Here is an 18,388-nt window from a genome sequence, read left to right as displayed (position 1 = left end):
GTGAAGCACAACGGTTGTGCACAACCCGGGACCGGTTGTCCGTGTCGGTGTATACGCTCACTGCACACGTCCGATCCACGCCCTCCGGGAGCAGCACATGCACGGCTACGGCTATCCGCCGGAGCAGCAGCCGAAGCGTCGTCCGTCCTCGGCCACGCTGGTCACCCTGCGCGTGGTCTTCGTCGCGCTCGCCCTGCTGAGCTGCGGACTCCTCGCCTGGGCGGCCATGCTGCGGCTGGCGATCGTCACGCGCAGACAGCGCGACTGGTGGCTGTTCGGCCTCGTCCTGGCCCTGAACATCGGGCTGATCGCCTATCTGGGATCGTTGCCGCCGGAGGAAGAGGTGATGACGGACGGGCAGGCGGTCATCACCCTGTCCTGGATGCTGGTCGTCTTCGTCGGCTCGGTCACCTACTACCTGTACGCGGAGATACGGCACTTCGGCCCGTACGGCGACGCACGGACAGGGGCCCAGGCGGGTCCCTACACCGCCGGGCCCTACGCCGGTCCGTACGGCGGGCAGCACCCCGGAGCGTCCCCGGCCCGGTCCGGTGGGTACGCGCCGCCGCAGGCCGTGCCCGCCCCGTCGACGCCCCCCGCCCCGTCCTACGGCTACCCGCCCGCCCCCCGGCAGGGCTCCGTTCCCCCGCCCCCCTCGGACGCTCCGGGGGCGACCGGGCCTCAGCGCCTCGACCAGGTGCGCGCCGAGCTCGACGAGCTGAGCGACTACCTCCGCAAGGAGGGTGACGGCCGGTGAACGGGCGTGTCATCGCCGGACGTTACGAGCTGGCGACCATTCTCGGCCAGGGCGGCATGGGCCAGGTCTGGACGGCGTACGACCAGCGCCTCGACCGCAGGGTCGCGGTGAAGCTCCTGCGCCCCGACCGGGTCGCGGGCCCCTCCGGCAGTGCGGCGGCCGACGATCTGCGCCGCCGCTTCGTCCGCGAGTGCCGGGTCACCGCGCAGGTCGACCACCCGGGCCTGGTCACCGTCCATGACGCGGGGAGCGACGGCGAGGACCTCTATCTCGTCATGCAGTACGTCGAGGGCGCCGACCTCGCCGACCACCTCGCCGAGCACGACCCCTATCCGTGGCCGTGGGCCGTCGCCGTCGCCGCCCAGCTGTGCGCGGTGCTCTCCGCCGTGCACGCCGTCCCGATCGTCCACCGCGACCTCAAGCCCCGCAACGCCATGGTGAAGCCCGACGGCACCGTGACGGTGCTCGATCTGGGCATCGCCTCCGTCATGGACACCGACACGACCCGTCTGACCCACACGGGCTCACCGATCGGCTCCCCCGCCTACATGGCGCCCGAACAGGCCATGGGCGGAGCGGTCGGTCCCTACACCGACCTGTACGCGCTCGGTGTGCTCCTGCACGAACTCCTCAGCGGTGACGTGCCGTTCGCCGGGTCCACCGCCCTGGGAGTCCTGCACCGCCATCTCTACGAGCCGCCCCTCCCGGTCCGCCATCTCCGCCCCGAGGTCCCGGAGGCGCTCGAAGCGCTCGTCCTGCGACTGCTCTCCAAGGACCCGCAGCACCGCCCCGCCTCCGCCCAGGAGGTCTACGAGTCCCTGCGGCCCCTGCTGCCCGCCGGCGGGGCACCGTCCGGTCCGCTCGACCCGACGCGGCCCTTCCTCCGCCCGCACGCGCCCTGGCCCGACCGGGCGGCCGTCCCGGCGCCCGCGCCCGTCCCGGCGCAGCAGGCGCCCGCCGCGCCCCAGGAGCGGCCCTCCCGGCCGAACGTGGCCCGAGCCGTGGACGACGTCAAGCGGCTGCTCGGCGAGGGCCGTATCACCCAGGCCGTCGACATCCTCGGGGGGATCCTGCCGGCCGCCGCCGCGGAGCACGGCGAGCACTCGCCGGTGGTGCGGATCCTGCGCAAGCAGTACGCGGCCACGCTGATGGACGACGGCCAGTACCGCCGCGCCCTCCCCGAGCTCCGCCGCCTCGCCGACGACCGCGCGGCGGAGGCGGGGCCGGCCGATCCCCAGGCCCTGCAGTTCCGTTACGACGCCGCCCAGTGCCTGGAGCAGCTCGGTGAGGCGGCCGCCGCGCTCGCCGAGTACCGGGCCGTCCTCCCCTCCTACGAGAACGGCTATGCCACCTCCACCGGTCCCGGCCGGGCCTTCGACATCCGGCACCGGATCGGCCACCTCCTGCTCGGGATGGGCGACCACGCGGCGGGCCGCGCCCAGTTGCAGGCCCTCCTGTACGACACGGAGCGCACCTACGGCCCCCACCACCCGCTCCCCACGGAGCTCCGCCGGCAACTGACCCACCACCAGGACGTACGCGGCTCGGTGTGAGCCGGGGAGGCCGAAAAGGGTGAGCCGGGCGGGATTTCGTCCGTGACCCCACACTCACCGGTCCGGAAATCGTTGGTCGAAGCAGTGGCCCGAATCACGTCCACTGCCTAACATCGATCACCGCAAGGCTTTGTGCACTGATGCACAAACTCTCCCCGGGAGGCTCCTTTGCACCGCCGACGTCGCACCGCGCTCGCCCTCTCCGCCGCCACGCTCGTCGCGGCGCCGCTCCTGACCGCCTGCGGCAGCGAGGCCCATCCCGGTGCCGCCGCAGTGGTCGGCGGCGACCGGATCGACGTGGCCACGGTCCAGCAGCAGGCGTCGGACGTGCGCAGCGCCCAGCGGACGTCGGGGCAGTCCGAGGAGCTGGTGAAGAAGTCCGGCCAGCTGAACCGCGCCAAGCTGCACAGCCTGATCTTCGGACGGGTCCTCGACCGGGCCGCGAAGGACGCCGGGGTGAGCGTCAGCCGCAAGGAGATCCAGCAGATCCACACGGCGGCCGCCTCGCAGTCCGGAGGGGACAAGGGCCTGCGGACGGTCATGCTGGAGCAGCGCTGGGTCGCCCCCGGCCAGATCGAGGAGGACCTGCGCAAGGAGGTCCAGCTCCCGAAGCTCGCACTGGCGCTCGGCGCGGACCTGCAGACGCCGGCCGGCCAGCAGGCCGTGGGCAAGGCGCTCACCGCGGCGTCGAAGGCGCTCCACATCGACGTCAACCCGCGCTTCGGCAGCTGGGACGACCAGAAGGTCCAGCTCAGCACGTACAAGACGCCGTGGATCACACAGGTCACCACCTTCCAGGGGCAGGAGCCCGAGGCGGGGGCCTGACCCCGTCCGGCGGCAGAGGTAGGTTCGGGGGGTGAACGCTGAAGCCCCCGGCCGTATCGTCCTGCTCACCGCCAGCCACCGGGTCGCCCCCGGGCTGCTGTCCTGGCCTGCCTGGCAGACGCTGCACGCCGCCGACCGGGTGCTGTGCGCAGAGCGGGACCATCCGCAGCTGCCGTATCTCCGGGAGGCGGGGGTCGCCGTGGAGCACGCCGTGCCCTCGGCCGAGGAGCTGGTGGACGACTGCGCGGGCGGCCGGACCGTGGTGGTGCTGGTGGGCGGCGAGGGCGATCAGCGGCTCACCGACGGCCTCGCCCGGCTCGGCGGGTCCGGCCGGGTGCAGATGCCGGACCTGGAGCTCCTGCCCGGTTCGTACGACCTGCCCGGCGCGCGCCTCCTGGACCTGGTCCAGGTCATGGACCGGATCCGGCTCGCCTGCCCGTGGACCTCGCAGAAGACGCACCAGGGCCTCGTGAAGTACGCCATCGAGGAGGCGTACGAACTGGTCGAGGCCATCGAGGACGGCGACCGCGACGAGCTGCGCGAGGAGCTCGGCGACGTACTGCTGCAGGTCGTCTTCCACGCGCGCATCGCGCAGGAGGACCAGGAGGAGCCGTTCGGCATCGACGACGTGGCGGGCACGATCGTCGAGAAGCTGATCCACCGTCATCCCCACGTGTTCGGCGACGAGACCGCCGAGACCCCGGAGGACGTCCACGCGCACTGGCTGCGTACGAAGGCGATCGAGAAGCAGCGGGAGTCGGTCACCGACGGGGTGCCGCTCGGGCAGCCCGGTCTGGCACTGGCGGCCAAGCTGGGCAGCAGGGTCCGTACGGCGGGTCTCGACGCCGCGCTCCCCGACGGGGACGGGGTCGGCTACCGCCTGCTGGCCCTCGCGGTGGAGGCGGAACGGGACGGCACCGACCCGGAGGCCGCCCTGCGGGCCGCCGCCCGCGCCTACCGGGACGCCATCCGGGCGGCGGAGGGGCTCGCGACGGCTCCGGACGGCACGGAGGCCGCTCCGGACGGCGCAGGGGCCGCTCCGGATAGCGTCGAGGAGTGAACGACAGCCCCGACACAGCGTCCGCGTCCTGCCCGGCGTCCGGACCCGCGCCCGAACTCTTCACCTGGGAGTTCGCCACCGACCCCTACCCCGCCTACGCCTGGCTCCGGGAGAACAGCCCCGTGCACCGCACGGCACTGCCCAGCGGCGTCGAGGCCTGGCTGGTGACCCGGTACGCGGACGCCCGGCAGGCCCTCGCCGACACCCGGCTCTCCAAGAACCCGGCGCACCACGCCGGGCCGGCCGCCGCCAAGGGCAGGACGGGCATCCCGGGGGAGCGCAAGGCGGAGCTGATGACGCATCTGCTGAACATCGACCCGCCGGACCACACACGGCTGCGCCGGCTCGTGTCCAAGGCGTTCACTCCGCGCAGGGTCGCCGAGTTCGCGCCGCGCGTGCAGGAGCTGACGGACCGCCTCATCGACTCGTTCGTGGAGGAGGGCAAGGCCGACCTCATCCACGACTTCGCCTTCCCTCTCCCCATCTACGCGATCTGCGACCTGCTGGGAGTGCCGCGCGAGGACCAGGACGACTTCCGCGACTGGGCGGGCATGATGATCCGGCACGGCGGCGGGCCGCGCGGCGGGGTGGCCAGATCGGTCAAGAAGATGCGCGGTTATCTCGCCGAACTCATCCACCGGAAACGGGAGAATCCCGGCGACGACCTGATCTCCGGGCTGATCCGGGCCAGCGACCACGGCGAGCACCTCAGCGAGAACGAGGCCGCGGCGATGGCCTTCATCCTGCTCTTCGCCGGTTTCGAGACGACCGTGAACCTCATCGGCAACGGCACCTACGCCCTGCTGCGCGATCCGGTCCAGCGCGCCCGTCTGGAGCGCTCGCTGGCCGCGGGTGAGACGGAACTGCTCGCCACGGGCCTGGAGGAGCTGTTGCGCTACGACGGTCCGGTGGAACTCGCCACATGGCGTTACGCCACCGAGCCCGTGAGGCTGGGAGGACAGGACATCGCGGCGGGGGACCCCGTTCTCGTGGTGCTGGCCGCGGCGGACCGGGACCCGGAGCGATTCCAGCATGCGGACACCCTGGATCTCGCGCGGAGTGACAATCAGCACCTCGGATACGGGCACGGCATCCACTACTGCCTGGGGGCGCCGCTGGCCCGTCTGGAGGGCCAGGTGGCGCTGGCGACACTGCTGCGGCGCCTCCCCGACCTGCGGCTTGCCGTGGATCCTGCCGATTTGCGCTGGAGGGGCGGGCTCATCATGCGTGGACTGCGCACGCTTCCCGTGGAGTTCGGAGCCGGACGCCACTCCGAAAAAAGTGACAGCCTGTCAACTCTGTGACTTTCACGTGATCTCCGCTGCATCGACTTGTGACACACGTTCGAGTAGGGCTAGGTTCACCCCTCGACTCACCCGTCACATGTCAGTCACACGGAAGGCAATCCCATGGGCTCCGCGAACGGCAGACACCGTCGCCCTCGCCAGGCACCCGCCATCGTCGTCGCCGCGGGCGTCACGGGATCGGCCATCGCCATCCCGCTGCTCGGCGCGGGCGGTGCGCAGGCCGCCGACGCGACGACCTGGGACAGGGTCGCCGAATGCGAGAGCGGCGGCATGTGGAGTGCGGACCTCGGCAACGGCTACTACGGCGGTCTGCAGTTCTCGCAGGACACGTGGTCGGCCTACGGCGGCACGGCGTACGCGGCACGCGCCGACCTCGCGAGCCGCTCGCAGCAGATAGCGGTCGCGGAGAAGGTGCTGGACGACAAGGGCCCGCAGGCGTGGCCCAGCTGCGCGGTGATCTCCGGTCTCGCCCTGGACGGGTCGCTGCCGGGCGTCGACCCGGGCGGTGAGCCGTCGGCCGAGCCGTCCGCCGGCCCCTCGGACACCGGGACCCCGTCCGGGACTCCCTCGTCCGACGCGTCGGACGAGGCGGAGGGCGCCGACGGCGCCGATGACTCCGGCGACTCCGACGGGTCGGGTGCGAAGGGCAAGGCGAAGGGGGACGAGTCCGACGACGCGTCGGGCAAGGGCGACGAGGCGTCGCCGTCCGCCACTCCGTCGCCCGAGGCCTCCGAGACGTCCGGTGCCTCGAAGGGGGACGGGGCGAAGGGCGGGAAGCACCGCGGCACGCCGGCTCCCGAGGCGAGCGCGGAGCCGGGCCAGGACGGCGGGCGCGAGTCCGGACGCCACGCCTCGCGCGGTGACTCCGACGCGCGCCAGGGCGCCGAGGGGACGTACACCGTCCGCGAGGGCGACAACCTCTGGGCCATCGCCGACACGCAGGGGCTCGCCGGCGGCTGGACCGCGCTCTACGAGACCAACAAGGACGAGCTGGGCTCCGACCCGGACCTGATCCTCCCCGGCCAGAACCTGGACCTCGGTCTCGCGTCGGCCGAGTCGGGCGCCCAGGCGGAGAGCGCCGACGCCAACTGATCGAAAACGGGAAAACACCCCGAAAGCGGGGGCAGTTAAGAGACCTATGTCCACTTATGCGTAAGTGAGACATGGGTCTCTTTGCGTCAACTGGTGCGTCCTGTCCGTCCGGTCCGTCCATATTGGCTCCGACCTGCGGAAACGGTCAGGTGCGACGGACCGTTACGCGCTGATAACCCGTTATGTCCATCTTTGAATGTGGGGGTTGCGTGTGTTTACGGTCGGAGCCGCTCGCACCGCGGGCACCTCCGACCGTCACGCCGAATCCTGCCGTCGGCCGGGGGGTACCGACGCGTAAAGCGCCGTAGGCAGGAGCGGGGGAACCAGGTAAGCGCCGGACCCGGCCGTCGGAAGACGGATGAGGGAACGGCTAGGGGTGGAGCCGTCCGCGGAAGCGGGCGGCCGGGCAACTCACAGGCCCGAACCCGACAGCTCACCTCGTAGGCGTCGGTGAGGAGAACCATGCTGCTTTCCAGCAAGGGCAAGCACCGTCGCCCGTCCAAGGCCGTCCGTATCGCGACCCTGGCCGGTGTCACCGGTGCCGCCGTCGCCGTGCCGCTCATGGGCGCGACCGGCGCCTCCGCCGCCTCCGTCGACACCTGGGACGCCGTCGCCCAGTGCGAGTCCGGTGGCAACTGGTCCATCAACACCGGCAACGGTTACTACGGCGGTCTGCAGTTCTCGCAGTCCAGCTGGGCCGCCGCGGGCGGCACGCAGTACGCCGCCCGTGCCGACCTGGCCACCAAGGGTCAGCAGATAGCCGCCGCCGAGAAGCTCCTCGACCTCCAGGGTCCGGGCGCCTGGGCCTGTGCCGGCGCCGGCGGCCTGACGAACGACGGTGTGGACCCGGGTGTCGACACCGGTTCCGGCCAGAGCGCCGACAAGGCCGAGACGAAGGCCCAGCCGGAGCGCGAGGCCGAGCAGCCCGCCACGCGCAGCGAGAAGCGCACGGCCCCCGAGAAGACCGTCACCACCCCCACCGGCGAGAAGGTCGAGAAGGGCGACGGCGAGTACAAGGTGAAGGCCGGCGACACCCTCAGCAAGATCGCCGACGCGAAGAAGGTCAAGGGCGGCTGGGAGAAGCTGTTCAAGCTGAACGACGACATCGTCGACGACGCGGACATGATCTTCCCGGGGCAGCAGCTCCACCTGAAGTAGCCGGAGACGGCCCGGGGTCCTCCTCCTGCCCCGGAGGCCCGGCCCGGCGCGCAGACCCCCCGCGCGCCGGGCCGGACCGCGTCCGGCACCCGCCGGAAGGAGGCGCCGGGCGCCCGCCGGAAGGGTGCCCGGGCGGGCCCGTCGTGAAGGCGGGCGTTCAACACTTGTGGTTACTGGTCAGTATAATTCTGGACCTTTGCCCGGAATGAGGGCCCTTGGGTCCTTTTTCGTCCCAGGGGACGGGCGGACGGCCGACGGAGCGGGCCGAGGCGGTTAGGCTCGTGGCGCAAGGCCACAGTGACCCTGCACAACCAGTGTCAGATCCCAGAAGGAGATGCCTCGTGCCGTCCATCGACGTCGTCGTAGCCAGGGAAATCCTCGACTCCCGGGGCAACCCCACGGTCGAGGTCGAGGTTGGCCTCGACGACGGCAGCACGGGACGTGCTGCTGTTCCGTCCGGCGCCTCCACCGGTGCGTTCGAGGCCATTGAGCTTCGCGACGGCGACCCCAACCGCTACCAGGGCAAGGGCGTCGAGAAGGCCGTCCTCGCCGTGATCGAGCAGATCGGCCCGGAGCTCGTCGGTTACGACGCCACCGAGCAGCGCCTCATCGACCAGGCGATGTTCGACCTGGACGCCACCGAGAACAAGGGCTCCCTCGGCGCCAACGCTATCCTCGGTGTCTCGCTGGCCGTGGCGCACGCCGCGTCCGAGGCCTCCGACCTCCCGCTGTTCCGCTACCTCGGCGGCCCGAACGCGCACCTGCTGCCCGTTCCGATGATGAACATCCTGAACGGCGGCTCGCACGCCGACTCCAACGTGGACATCCAGGAGTTCATGATCGCGCCGATCGGCGCCGAGTCCTTCTCCGAGGCCCTTCGCTGGGGCGCGGAGATCTACCACACCCTGAAGAAGGTCCTGAAGACCAAGGGCCTCTCCACCGGTCTCGGTGACGAGGGCGGCTTCGCCCCCAACCTCGAGTCCAACCGCGCCGCCCTCGACCTCATCCTCGAGGCCGTCAAGGAGGCCGGTTACGTCCCGGGCCGTGACATCGCGCTCGCGCTCGACGTCGCCGCGTCCGAGTTCTACAAGGACGGCGTCTACGAGTTCGAGGGCAAGTCCCGCTCGGCCGCCGAGATGACCGAGTACTACGAGGAGCTCGTCTCCGCGTACCCGCTGGTCTCCATCGAGGACCCGCTGTACGAGGACGACTGGGCCGGCTGGAAGGTCATCACCGACAAGCTCGGCTCCAAGGTGCAGATCGTCGGTGACGACCTGTTCGTGACCAACCCCGAGCGCCTCGCCCGCGGCATCGAGGAGGGCTCGGCCAACGCCCTGCTCGTCAAGGTCAACCAGATCGGTTCGCTGACCGAGACGCTGGACGCCGTCGAGCTGGCGCAGCGCAACGGCTTCAAGTGCATGATGTCGCACCGTTCCGGTGAGACCGAGGACGTCACCATCGCCGACCTCGCCGTCGCCGTGAACTGCGGTCAGATCAAGACCGGCGCCCCGGCCCGCTCGGACCGCGTCGCCAAGTACAACCAGCTGCTGCGCATCGAGGAGATCCTCGACGACGCCGCGGTGTACGCCGGGCGTTCGGCGTTCCCGCGGTTCCGCTTCGAGGGCTGACAGCCCGAGTCCGGGGCACCAGCCTCCGTCCGTCCCCGCATCCGGTCCCGTACCGTGTGCGGGGACGGACGTGCGTAACGGGGAGGCGTGAGAGATGGCCGGGAAGGACCGCGACCGGTTCTCCACCGCGACCAGGCTGCGACTGCTCGGGGAGCAGACGGCGGCCCGTGTCTACCGGTCCCAGAACCGCCGCCAGGCACGCCGTTCCCGGCTCACCGGCCGGGCCGCGTTCCTCGCGCTGATCGTCTGCTCCCTGGTGGTCGCCCTCGCGTACCCCATGCGGCAGTACGTCTCCCAGCGCGACCAGATCGCCGAGCAGGAGAGGCTGTCGCGGGAGGCCCACCAGCGGACCGAGGAGCTGCGCGACGAGAAGGCGCGGCTCAAGGACGACGCGTACATCCGCCGTCTCGCCCGCCAGCACCTGCACTACGTGCTGCCCGGCGAGACCGGTTATACGGTGGTCGACCCGGACGCCGACCAGGTGCGCCGCGGCGGGCCGGGGGCCTCGGGCCGGCCCTGGCACTCGAACCTCTGGGACGGCGTCGACAGCGCGGACCGCGAATGACGGCCCGTGGGCGCCGGGCCCCGGCCCCGTACCGATTCATACAGTCCGACCGATGACATTCAAGGCAGGCATGGACACGCCCCCTCCGCAGACCGAATCCACCGCGCCCACCGACGCGGACATCGCCGCGTTCGAGCTCCAGCTCGGCCGGCCGCCGCGCGGGCTGCGCGCGATCGCGCACCGCTGCCCGTGCGGCAACCCGGACGTGGTCGAGACGCAGCCCCGTCTGGAGGACGGCACGCCGTTCCCGACGACGTACTACCTGACCTGCCCGCGTGCCGCGTCCGCGATCGGCACGCTGGAGGCCAACGGGGTCATGAAGGAGATGACCGAGCGGCTCACGACCGACCCCGAGCTGGCCGCCTCCTACCGCGCCGCGCACGAGGACTACCTCGCCCGGCGTGACGCCATCGAGGTCCTGGAGGGCTTCCCGAGCGCGGGCGGCATGCCGGACCGGGTGAAGTGCCTGCACGTGCTGGTCGGACACTCGCTGGCCGCGGGCCCGGGAGTGAACCCGCTGGGCGACGAGGCGATCGCGATGCTGCCGGAGTGGTGGGCGAAGGGCCCGTGCGTCACGCCGTGCGGCCCCGACGCCGGCCCCCACGCGTCCTGAGACCGCGGTGCGGTACCCGTACAACCACAGGAGCCCCATGACCCGCGTTGCCGCCATCGACTGCGGTACCAACTCCATCCGTCTGCTCGTCGCGGACGTGGACCCCGCCACCGGAGGCTTCACCGAGCTCGACCGGCGGATGAGGATCGTCCGGCTCGGCCAGGGCGTCGACCGGACCGGCCGGCTGGCCCCCGAGGCACTCGAGCGCACCTTCGACGCCTGCCGTGAGTACGCGGCCGCGATCAAGGAGCTCGGGGCCGAGCGGATCCGGTTCGTCGCCACGTCCGCGTCCCGTGACGCGGAGAACAGCGACGTGTTCGTCCGCGGGGTCCTGGACATCCTGGGTGTCGAGCCCGAGGTCGTCACCGGCGACCAGGAGGCGCAGCTCTCGTTCGACGGCGCCACCAAGGAGCTGGTGGGCAGCGACCACCTGGAGAAGCCGTACCTGGTGGTGGACATCGGCGGCGGTTCCACGGAGTTCGTCGTCGGCGACGACCGCGTCCGCGCCGCCCGGTCCGTGGACATCGGCTGCGTGCGCATGACGGAGCGTCACCTGGTCCTGGACGGGGCCGTCGTGGATCCGCCGACGCCCGACCGGATCGCCGCGGTCCGCGCGGACATCGGGGCGGCCATCGACCTGGCGGAGCAGACCGTGCCGGTCGCCTCGGCGGCGACCCTCGTCGGTCTGGCCGGGACGGTCACCACCGTCGCCGCGATCGCGCTCGGACTCGAGGAGTACGACTCGAAGGCGATCCACCACTCCCGGGTCTCCCTGGACCAGGTCCGGGAGATCACGGCGCGGCTGCTGGCCTCGACACACGAGGAGCGCGCGGCGATCCCCGCGATGCATCCCGGCAGGGTCGACGTCATCGCGGCTGGGGCGCTCGTCCTGCTCGCGGTGATGGAGCGGAGCGGTGCCCGTGAGGTCGTCGTCAGTGAACACGACATTCTCGACGGGATCGCCTGGTCCGCCGCCTGATCACAGGGGCGGCGCGGACACGGTGAGATGTCGCTCATACGCATTCCCGCCTGCACCTTTGAGCTTGTCGAGGCCTCCCCGGACCTGTCCGGGGAGGCCTTTCGCGAGGCGCCGCGAGAAACTTCGTGAACTTCTTCACAAGGAATTCGGTCCCTCTGGGCGAAGTTCTGCCTCCGGGGGGCCGTGCGGGCGGCCCGCGGCTCCGCGCGGGGGTGATACGGGGGCGTTGCGAGGGTGTGGCGAAGGCGTGTCCCGGGCAGGTGGTTCACCCGGGGTGCGGCCTCAAGGGCCAGCTCACAAGTGGTGAACAACGTTCGCCAACGCCTCGTGGTTCCCCGTCCGTAACATGACCTGGGTCACGTGGGCGGCGAAGTGTAGCAGAGGCTCGCGCATACCTTGTGAAGGGGCTCACGAGCATGCCCTCCGAGAGGGGTGGATACTCGATGGCATGAGCACCACGGAGCGTCCCAGGATCCTCGTTGTAGGCGGTGGGTACGTAGGCCTGTACGCAGCTCGTCGCATTCTGAAGAAGATGCGGTATGGAGAGGCGACCGTCACGGTCGTCGACCCGCGCTCGTACATGACGTACCAGCCCTTCCTCCCCGAAGCTGCTGCCGGCAGCATCTCGCCTCGGCATGTCGTCGTCCCGCTGCGACGCGTGCTGCCCAAGGCAGAGGTTCTCACCGGCCGTGTCACGACCATCGATCAGGACCGCAAGGTCGCCACGGTCGCGCCGCTCGTCGGCGAGGCCTACGAGCTGCCCTTCGACTACCTGGTCATCGCGATGGGCGCGGTCTCCCGCACCTTCCCGATCCCCGGCCTCGCCGAGCAGGGCATCGGTATGAAGGGCATCGAGGAGTCCATCGGTCTGCGCAACCACGTCCTCGAGCAGCTGGACAAGGCCGACTCGACGACCGATGAGGACGTCCGCCGCAAGGCGCTGACGTTCGTCTTCGTCGGCGGCGGCTTCGCCGGCGCGGAGACCATCGGCGAGGTCGAGGACATGGCCCGCGACGCGGCGAAGTACTACACGAGCGTGAAGCGCGAGGACATGCGCTTCATCCTGGTCGACGCCGCCGACAAGATCCTTCCCGAGGTCGGCCCGAAGCTGGGTGCCTACGGCAAGGAGCACCTGGAGAGCCGCGGCGTCGAGGTCTACCTCTCGACGTCCATGGACTCCTGTGTCGACGGCCACGTGGTGCTGAAGAACGGCCTCGAGGTCGACTCCAGCACGATCGTGTGGACGGCCGGCGTGAAGCCGAACCCGGCGCTGGCCCGCTTCGGCCTGCCGCTCGGCCCGCGTGGTCACGTGGACACCTCCGAGAAGCTGCAGGTGCAGGGCACCGACTACATCTGGGCCGCGGGCGACAACGCCCAGGTCCCGGACATGGTCGGCCGCCGTGCGGGCAACCCGAACGCCTGGTGCCCGCCGAACGCCCAGCACGCGCTGCGTCAGGCGAAGGTCCTCGGTGACAACGTCATCTCCGGCATGCGGGGCTTCCCGCAGAAGGAGTACAGCCACGCCAACAAGGGTGCGGTGGCCGGACTCGGCCTGCACAAGGGCGTCGCGATGATCGTCATGGGCAAGGTGAAGATCAAGGTCAAGGGCCGTCTCGCCTGGTACATGCACCGCGGCTACCACGGCATGGCCATGCCGACCTGGAACCGTAAGATCCGGATCTTCGCCGACTGGACGCTGGCGATGTTCCTCAAGCGCGAGGTCGTCTCGCTCGGCGCCATGGAGACTCCGCGCGAGGAGTTCTACGAGGCCGCCAAGCCGAGCCCCGCTCCGGTCGCGGCCAAGGCCGACGGCGACGCGAGCAAGGCCGGCGAGAAGGCCAAGGCCTCCTAGCGCCAGTACGTCATCGAAGGGGCCGTCCGCCATCCGTGGTGCGGACGGCCCCTTCGGCGTTCCCGGACGCGGCCAACTAGATGGTCACTGCAAGTATTTTGCCTTTCCGTTGCCCTCGCGCGGGATGGTGCGGGCGGCGAGCGGCGTTGACGCTGCTGTACCTCGCCGTGGCCCCGAGGTGTCGCGGCCCGGTTCGGGTGCGTATATGCGAATTTAGGCACGTTCGGAAACACCACCACGGAGGTGTGCACCATGGCCGACGCCGCATCGCGGCTGACCGCTCTCGCCGAAGAGTTGCTGGGAGAACCCCTGCCGGTCCGGATCCGGGCCTGGGACGGCAGCGAATCCGGACCGCCGGGTGCCCCCGTCCTCGTGCTGCGCCACCGCCGCGCCCTGCGCAGGCTGCTCTGGAAGCCGGGCGAACTGGGACTGGCCCGTGCCTGGGTGGCCGGAGAGATCGACGTCGACGGGGATCTCTACGCGGCCCTGGACGCCGTGGCCTCCCTGCTCTGGGAGCGCGGCGCCGACGCGAAGGACACCGTCCACCCCGTCCGCGACCCCAAGGTGCGGGCCTTCGCCCGCGGTCTCGTCGAGCTGGCCGGGCCGTGGCCGCCCCCGCCCCCGCCCGCCGAGGAGGTCCGCCGCCGCACCGGGCCGCTGCACACCAGGCGCCGCGACAAGGAAGCGATCAGCCACCACTACGACGTGGGCAACGACTTCTACGCCATGGTCCTCGGCCCGTCCATGGTGTACTCCTGCGCCTACTGGCAGGACGGTTCCACCCTTGAGGAAGCCCAGCGCGACAAGCTCGACCTCGTCTGCCGCAAGCTCGCCCTCCGGGAGGGCGACCGCCTCCTCGACGTCGGCTGCGGATGGGGCTCCATGGCCATCCACGCCGCCCGTGAGTACGGCGCCCGGGTCACCGGGGTGACCCTCTCCACCGAGCAGGCCGCCTTCGCCCGCAAGCGCATCGCCGAGGAGGGGCTCACCGACCGCATCGAGATCCGGGTCCAGGACTACCGGGACGTCCGGGACGGCCCGTACGACGCCATCTCCTCGATCGGCATGGCCGAGCACGTCGGCACGGTCCGCTTCCGTGAGTACGCCGATGACCTCTACGCACTGCTCAAGCCCGGCGGGCGGCTGCTCAACCACCAGATCGCCCGCCGTCCCGAGCGGGACGAGTCGGCCTACCACGTCGACGAGTTCATCGACGCCTACGTCTTCCCCGACGGCGAACTCGCGCCGGTGGGCCGCACCGTCGCCACCCTGGAGGAGGCGGGATTCGAGGCCCGCGACGTCGAGGCGATCCGCGAGCACTACGCACTGACCCTCCGCCGCTGGGTGGCCAATCTGGAGGCGAACTGGAAGGAAGCCGTCCGGGCGTCCTCGCCCGGCCGGGCCAGGGTGTGGCGGCTCTACATGGCCGCCTCCGCGCTCTCCTTCGAGCACAACAAGATCGGCGTCAACCAGATCCTCGCGGTACGTCCGAGGGAGGGCGGCTCGGCGGGCATGCCGCTGCGCGCCCGCGACTGGACGGCGTCGGCGGACGCCTGACCAGGAGACGCGTGAGGGCCGGTACCCGCCACCGCGGGTACCGGCCCTCACGCGTACGCCTACTCCGTCTTGATCGCGGTCAGCATGTTCAGCTTCGCGCCGCTGCGGGCCGGCCACAGGGAGGCCAGGACACCCACCAGGCCGGCGAGCGCCAGGAAGAGCGCGAGCCGGTCCCACGGGACGACCAGGGCGTAGCCGGGGATGGAGGCGGACAGGCTCTTGCCGATGGCCCAGCCGAGGAACGTACCGAGGGCCACGCCGACCACCGCTCCGAAGAGCGAGATGACGACGGCCTCCAGCCGGATCATGCGCTTGACCCTGCGCCGGTCCAGCCCGATCGCCCGCAGCATGCCGATCTCCTGCTGGCGTTCGAAGACCGACATGGCCAGCGTGTTGACGACTCCGAGCACGGCGATGATCAGGGCCATGGCGAGGAGCGCGTACATGATGTTCAGCGCGGTGTTGATGAACCCGCCGAACATGTCCCGGATGCCCTGGCGGTCCACGACGCTCATCGCCGGGTTGTCACCGAGCGCGTCGACCACGGCCTTCTCGTTGGCCTCGCTCTGGCCGCCGTCCATGGTCAGCCAGACCTCGCGGATGTCGGCGAGGGTCTCGTGCGGGTCGACGACGGCGTCGGAGATCAGGACCGGGGAGAGGAACTCGTTGCCCTCGTAGAGCGCGCCGACCTTCAGGGTCTCCTTCTTCTCGTCCTGGAACGTCACGGGGACGCTGTCGCCGGTCTTCCAGCCGTGCGACTCCGCGGTCTTGCGGTCGACGGCGATCTCGCCGTCCTTCAGCGACGACAGCGAGCCGGAGACCGTCTTCAGGTTGAAGACCTTCTCGACGTCGCCCGGGGTGACTCCGGAGGCCGAGACGCCCTGGTCGTCACTGATGTCCAGCCAGACGGACCGCTGGGGAGTGGCCGCCGCGACGCCGTCGGCCTTGCGCAGGGCGGTGAGAGCCGACTCGTCGAGCGGGTCCCCGCTGGCCATCGAGACCATGTAGTCGGCCCGGATGTTGTCCGTCGTCATCTTGTCGATGGCCTGGCCGAGCGTCACGCCGAGCACGGAGATGCCGGTGACCAGGGTGAGCCCGATCGCCAGGGCGGACGCGGTGGCCCCGGTGCGGCGCGGATTGCGGACCGCGTTCTGCGCGGCCAGCTTCCCGGACACCCCGAACAGCCTCGCCAGCAGCGGACGTGCCAGGGCGATGACCGGCCGCGAGAGCAGCGGGATGAGCACGATGACACCGGTCAGTGCCAGGAAGGCGCCTCCGCCGATGAGCCACCGGCCGTTCTCGTCGCCCTGCGCGGCGCCGGCGACGATCAGGGCGGACCCGACGAGGGTGATCACCCCGCCGATCGAGTTGCGCACGACCAGGGACTTGGTGGTGGCCACCGCGTGCACGCTGCTCATCGCCGCCACCGGCGGGATCTTGGCGGCGCGACGGGCGGGCAGCCAGGCGGCGAACACGGTGATCAGCACGCCGACGGCGAACGCGGAGGCGACCGCGGTGGGGGAGACGACCAGCGGACCGGCCGGGATCTTCCCGCCGAACATGCCCATCGCGGAGCGCAGTCCCGTCGCGAGGCCGACGCCGAGGACGAAGCCGATCACCGAGGCGATCAGGCCGACGACACCGGCTTCGAGCAGGATGGCCCGCTTGACCTGCCGGCGGGAGGCGCCGACGGCGCGCATCAGGGCGAGTTCCTTGGTGCGCTGGGCGATGAGCATGGTGAACGTGTTGGCGATCAGGAACACACCGACGAAGAGCGCGATGGCCGCGAAGGCCAGCAGCATCGAGTTGAGGCTCTTGAGACCGGACTCGGTCATCTCGGCCTCCTCGTCCGCGAGTGCCGCGCCCGTCTTGGCCTCGGCGTCCTTCGGGAGGAGGGGCTTCACGGCGTCCAGCAGCCTCTGGTCGGACGCACCGGCCGCGGCGGTCACCGTGACGTCCTTGAACTCGCCGGGCCGCAGGTAGAGCCGCTGGGCGATCTCGGTGTCGAAGAGGACCAGGCTGCCGCCCGCGTTCACGGCGCCGTCCTCGGTGGTGAAGATCCCGGAGAGGGTGTACTCCTTCACCGGCCCGTTCGTGGCGACCCGCACCTTCTCGCCGACGCGGTAGTCGCCCTTGTCCGCGGAGGTCCTGTCGAGGGCGATCTGCCCGGCCTCGACCGGGCCGGTGCCCTCGGTGAACGCGTACTGGGCGTCCTTGCCGTCGGTGCCGGGGGAGTAGTTGGAGCCGGTGTTGGACCAGCCGTTGCCGATGAGCTTGCCGTCGGTGTCGGCGACGCCGGCGAAGCCGGAGACCCGTCCGGTGGCGTCGGCCACGCCGTCGAGCTCCTGGATCCTCCTGAGGGTGGCCTCGTCGACGCCGGGGGTCTCCTCGTCGCCGCGCTCGGCCCAGGTGGTGACGGCGACGGCCACCTTGTCGTAGTTCTTGGCGGACTGGTTGCGGAAGGCGTTGCCGAGGGTGTCGGTGAAGACCAGGGTGCCCGAGACGAACGCGACGCCGAGCATCACGGCGAGCACGGTCATCAGCAGCCTGGCCTTGTGCGCAAGGACATTGCGCACGGCGGTACGGAACATGTCGTCAATTCCTGGGGGGAGTTCGGAGTGCGGAAGGGTGGTGCGACAGCCTCTGGGACGTCAGCTGGTGCGGCCCTTCGCGTCGAACGCCTTCATCCGGTCGAGGACCCCGTCGGCGGTGGGGTGCATCATCTGGTCGACGACCGCGCCGTCCGCGAGGAAGACCACACGGTCCGCGTAGGAGGCGGCCACCGGGTCGTGGGTCACCATCACCACGGTCTGGCCGAGCTCGCGCACCGAGTTGCGCAGGAAGCCGAGGACCTCGGCGCCGGAGCGGGAGTCGAGGTTGCCGGTCGGCTCGTCACCGAAGATGATCTCCGGCTGCGAGGCCAGGGCACGGGCGACAGCCACGCGCTGCTGCTGACCGCCGGAGAGCTCGGTGGGCCGGTGCTTCAGCCGCTCCGAGAGGCCCACCATGTCGATGACCTTCTGGAGCCAGGCGGCATCGGGCTTACGGCCGGCGATGTCCATCGGCAGGGTGATGTTCTCCAGGGCGGTCAGGGTGGGCAGCAGGTTGAACGCCTGGAAGATGAAGCCGATCTTGTCCCGGCGCAGCTGCGTGAGCTGCTTGTCCTTCAGCGCCCCCAGCTCGGTCTCACCGATGCGCACCGAGCCGCTGCTGAAGCTGTCGAGACCGGCCACGCAGTGCATCAGGGTGGACTTGCCGGAGCCCGAGGGGCCCATGATCGCCGTGAATTCGCCCTGCGGGAAGTCCACGGTCACCCGGTCCAGGGCGACCACCTGGGTCTCACCCTGGCCGTAGACCTTCGACAGCTCCGTGGCTCGGGCGGCGACCGCGGTGGTGCGGTGGGCGGTGGTGGTCGTCACAGGGGTACTCCAGGTTCGGGTGA

Annotated in this window: 15 protein-coding genes and 1 riboswitch; of the genes, 13 read left to right on the top strand and 2 right to left on the bottom strand. The window is 70.8% G+C overall.

Annotated elements, in window-relative coordinates; translation table 11 throughout:
• The first annotated feature begins 97 nt into the window (after positions 1 to 97).
• From ACIRJR_RS30055 to ACIRJR_RS29995, 13 genes are all read left to right on the top strand, one after another.
• Positions 98 to 757, top strand: coding sequence for a hypothetical protein (locus ACIRJR_RS30055; RefSeq protein WP_403786385.1), 660 nt, complete (start codon positions 98 to 100; stop codon positions 755 to 757).
• On the top strand, positions 754 to 2,310 hold the full coding sequence (locus ACIRJR_RS30050; RefSeq protein ID WP_403786383.1) for a protein kinase: 1,557 nt from the start codon (positions 754 to 756) through the stop codon (positions 2,308 to 2,310). Before ACIRJR_RS30055 ends, ACIRJR_RS30050 begins: the two co-directional genes overlap by 4 nt.
• Before the next feature lie 168 nt (positions 2,311 to 2,478).
• Positions 2,479 to 3,135 carry a SurA N-terminal domain-containing protein gene (locus ACIRJR_RS30045; protein ID WP_403786381.1) on the top strand — a complete coding sequence of 219 codons (657 nt, stop codon included), beginning with the start codon at positions 2,479 to 2,481 and terminating at the stop codon, positions 3,133 to 3,135.
• Between the two features lie 31 nt (positions 3,136 to 3,166).
• Positions 3,167 to 4,195 carry a nucleoside triphosphate pyrophosphohydrolase gene (locus tag ACIRJR_RS30040; protein WP_403786379.1) on the top strand — a complete coding sequence of 343 codons (1,029 nt, stop codon included), beginning with the start codon at positions 3,167 to 3,169 and terminating at the stop codon, positions 4,193 to 4,195.
• Complete coding sequence (locus tag ACIRJR_RS30035) at positions 4,192 to 5,499, top strand: cytochrome P450 (RefSeq protein WP_403786377.1); 1,308 nt, start codon at positions 4,192 to 4,194, stop codon at positions 5,497 to 5,499. The genes ACIRJR_RS30040 and ACIRJR_RS30035 overlap by 4 nt, the downstream gene beginning before the upstream one ends.
• A gap of 105 nt (positions 5,500 to 5,604) precedes the next feature.
• Positions 5,605 to 6,594 carry a transglycosylase family protein gene (locus ACIRJR_RS30030; RefSeq protein ID WP_403786375.1) on the top strand — a complete coding sequence of 330 codons (990 nt, stop codon included), beginning with the start codon at positions 5,605 to 5,607 and terminating at the stop codon, positions 6,592 to 6,594.
• A gap of 290 nt (positions 6,595 to 6,884) precedes the next feature.
• A riboswitch (cyclic di-AMP (ydaO/yuaA leader) is annotated at positions 6,885 to 7,056 on the top strand.
• Positions 7,057 to 7,752: a transglycosylase family protein gene (locus ACIRJR_RS30025; RefSeq protein ID WP_403786373.1), complete on the top strand. Its 696-nt coding sequence runs from the start codon at positions 7,057 to 7,059 to the stop codon at positions 7,750 to 7,752. It abuts the riboswitch before it with no gap.
• A gap of 341 nt (positions 7,753 to 8,093) precedes the next feature.
• Positions 8,094 to 9,380 carry a phosphopyruvate hydratase gene (gene eno / locus ACIRJR_RS30020; RefSeq protein WP_014155837.1) on the top strand — a complete coding sequence of 429 codons (1,287 nt, stop codon included), beginning with the start codon at positions 8,094 to 8,096 and terminating at the stop codon, positions 9,378 to 9,380.
• A gap of 94 nt (positions 9,381 to 9,474) precedes the next feature.
• A complete protein-coding gene (locus ACIRJR_RS30015; RefSeq protein WP_403786371.1) occupies positions 9,475 to 9,945 on the top strand; it encodes a septum formation initiator family protein in 471 nt (156 codons plus the stop codon).
• Between the two features lie 70 nt (positions 9,946 to 10,015).
• Positions 10,016 to 10,558, top strand: a complete 543-nt coding sequence (locus tag ACIRJR_RS30010) for a DUF501 domain-containing protein (RefSeq protein WP_403786485.1) — start codon at positions 10,016 to 10,018, stop codon at positions 10,556 to 10,558.
• Between the two features lie 37 nt (positions 10,559 to 10,595).
• Entirely contained in the window at positions 10,596 to 11,537 is a 942-nt protein-coding gene (locus ACIRJR_RS30005) for an exopolyphosphatase (protein WP_403786369.1), read from the top strand.
• A gap of 448 nt (positions 11,538 to 11,985) precedes the next feature.
• Entirely contained in the window at positions 11,986 to 13,389 is a 1,404-nt protein-coding gene (locus ACIRJR_RS30000) for an NAD(P)/FAD-dependent oxidoreductase (protein ID WP_403786367.1), read from the top strand.
• 252 nt (positions 13,390 to 13,641) lie between these two features.
• On the top strand, positions 13,642 to 14,946 hold the full coding sequence (locus tag ACIRJR_RS29995) for a class I SAM-dependent methyltransferase (protein ID WP_403786365.1): 1,305 nt from the start codon (positions 13,642 to 13,644) through the stop codon (positions 14,944 to 14,946).
• Positions 14,947 to 15,005: 59 nt separating this feature from the next.
• Here the strand turns inward: ACIRJR_RS29995 and ACIRJR_RS29990 are convergent, their stop codons facing one another.
• Together ACIRJR_RS29990 and ACIRJR_RS29985 are read right to left on the bottom strand one after the other, a co-directional pair.
• A complete protein-coding gene (locus ACIRJR_RS29990) occupies positions 15,006 to 17,537 on the bottom strand; it encodes an ABC transporter permease (RefSeq protein ID WP_403786363.1) in 2,532 nt (843 codons plus the stop codon).
• A 60-nt stretch (positions 17,538 to 17,597) separates the two neighbouring features.
• On the bottom strand, positions 17,598 to 18,365 hold the full coding sequence (locus ACIRJR_RS29985; protein WP_403786361.1) for an ABC transporter ATP-binding protein: 768 nt from the start codon (positions 18,363 to 18,365) through the stop codon (positions 17,598 to 17,600).
• Positions 18,366 to 18,388 lie beyond the last annotated feature (23 nt).

The organism is Streptomyces sp. NPDC102402 (assembly GCF_044765765.1).
In the GTDB taxonomy this organism is placed as follows: Bacteria; Actinomycetota; Actinomycetes; order Streptomycetales; family Streptomycetaceae; genus Streptomyces.
Note: the sequence above shows the minus strand (reverse complement) of the source record. Positions and strands in the feature narration are given on the sequence as shown.

Coding starts and splice junctions, on each gene's coding strand:
- ACIRJR_RS30005 (WP_403786369.1), top strand. CDS start 10,596: ATGACCCGCGTTGCCGCCATCGACTGCGGTACCAACTCCATCCGTCTG.
- ACIRJR_RS30010 (WP_403786485.1), top strand. CDS start 10,016: ATGGACACGCCCCCTCCGCAGACCGAATCCACCGCGCCCACCGACGCG.
- ACIRJR_RS30055 (WP_403786385.1), top strand. CDS start 98: ATGCACGGCTACGGCTATCCGCCGGAGCAGCAGCCGAAGCGTCGTCCG.
- ACIRJR_RS30030 (WP_403786375.1), top strand. CDS start 5,605: ATGGGCTCCGCGAACGGCAGACACCGTCGCCCTCGCCAGGCACCCGCC.
- ACIRJR_RS30000 (WP_403786367.1), top strand. CDS start 11,986: ATGAGCACCACGGAGCGTCCCAGGATCCTCGTTGTAGGCGGTGGGTAC.
- ACIRJR_RS30025 (WP_403786373.1), top strand. CDS start 7,057: ATGCTGCTTTCCAGCAAGGGCAAGCACCGTCGCCCGTCCAAGGCCGTC.
- ACIRJR_RS29995 (WP_403786365.1), top strand. CDS start 13,642: ATGGCCGACGCCGCATCGCGGCTGACCGCTCTCGCCGAAGAGTTGCTG.
- ACIRJR_RS29990 (WP_403786363.1), bottom strand. CDS start 17,537: ATGTTCCGTACCGCCGTGCGCAATGTCCTTGCGCACAAGGCCAGGCTG.
- ACIRJR_RS30015 (WP_403786371.1), top strand. CDS start 9,475: ATGGCCGGGAAGGACCGCGACCGGTTCTCCACCGCGACCAGGCTGCGA.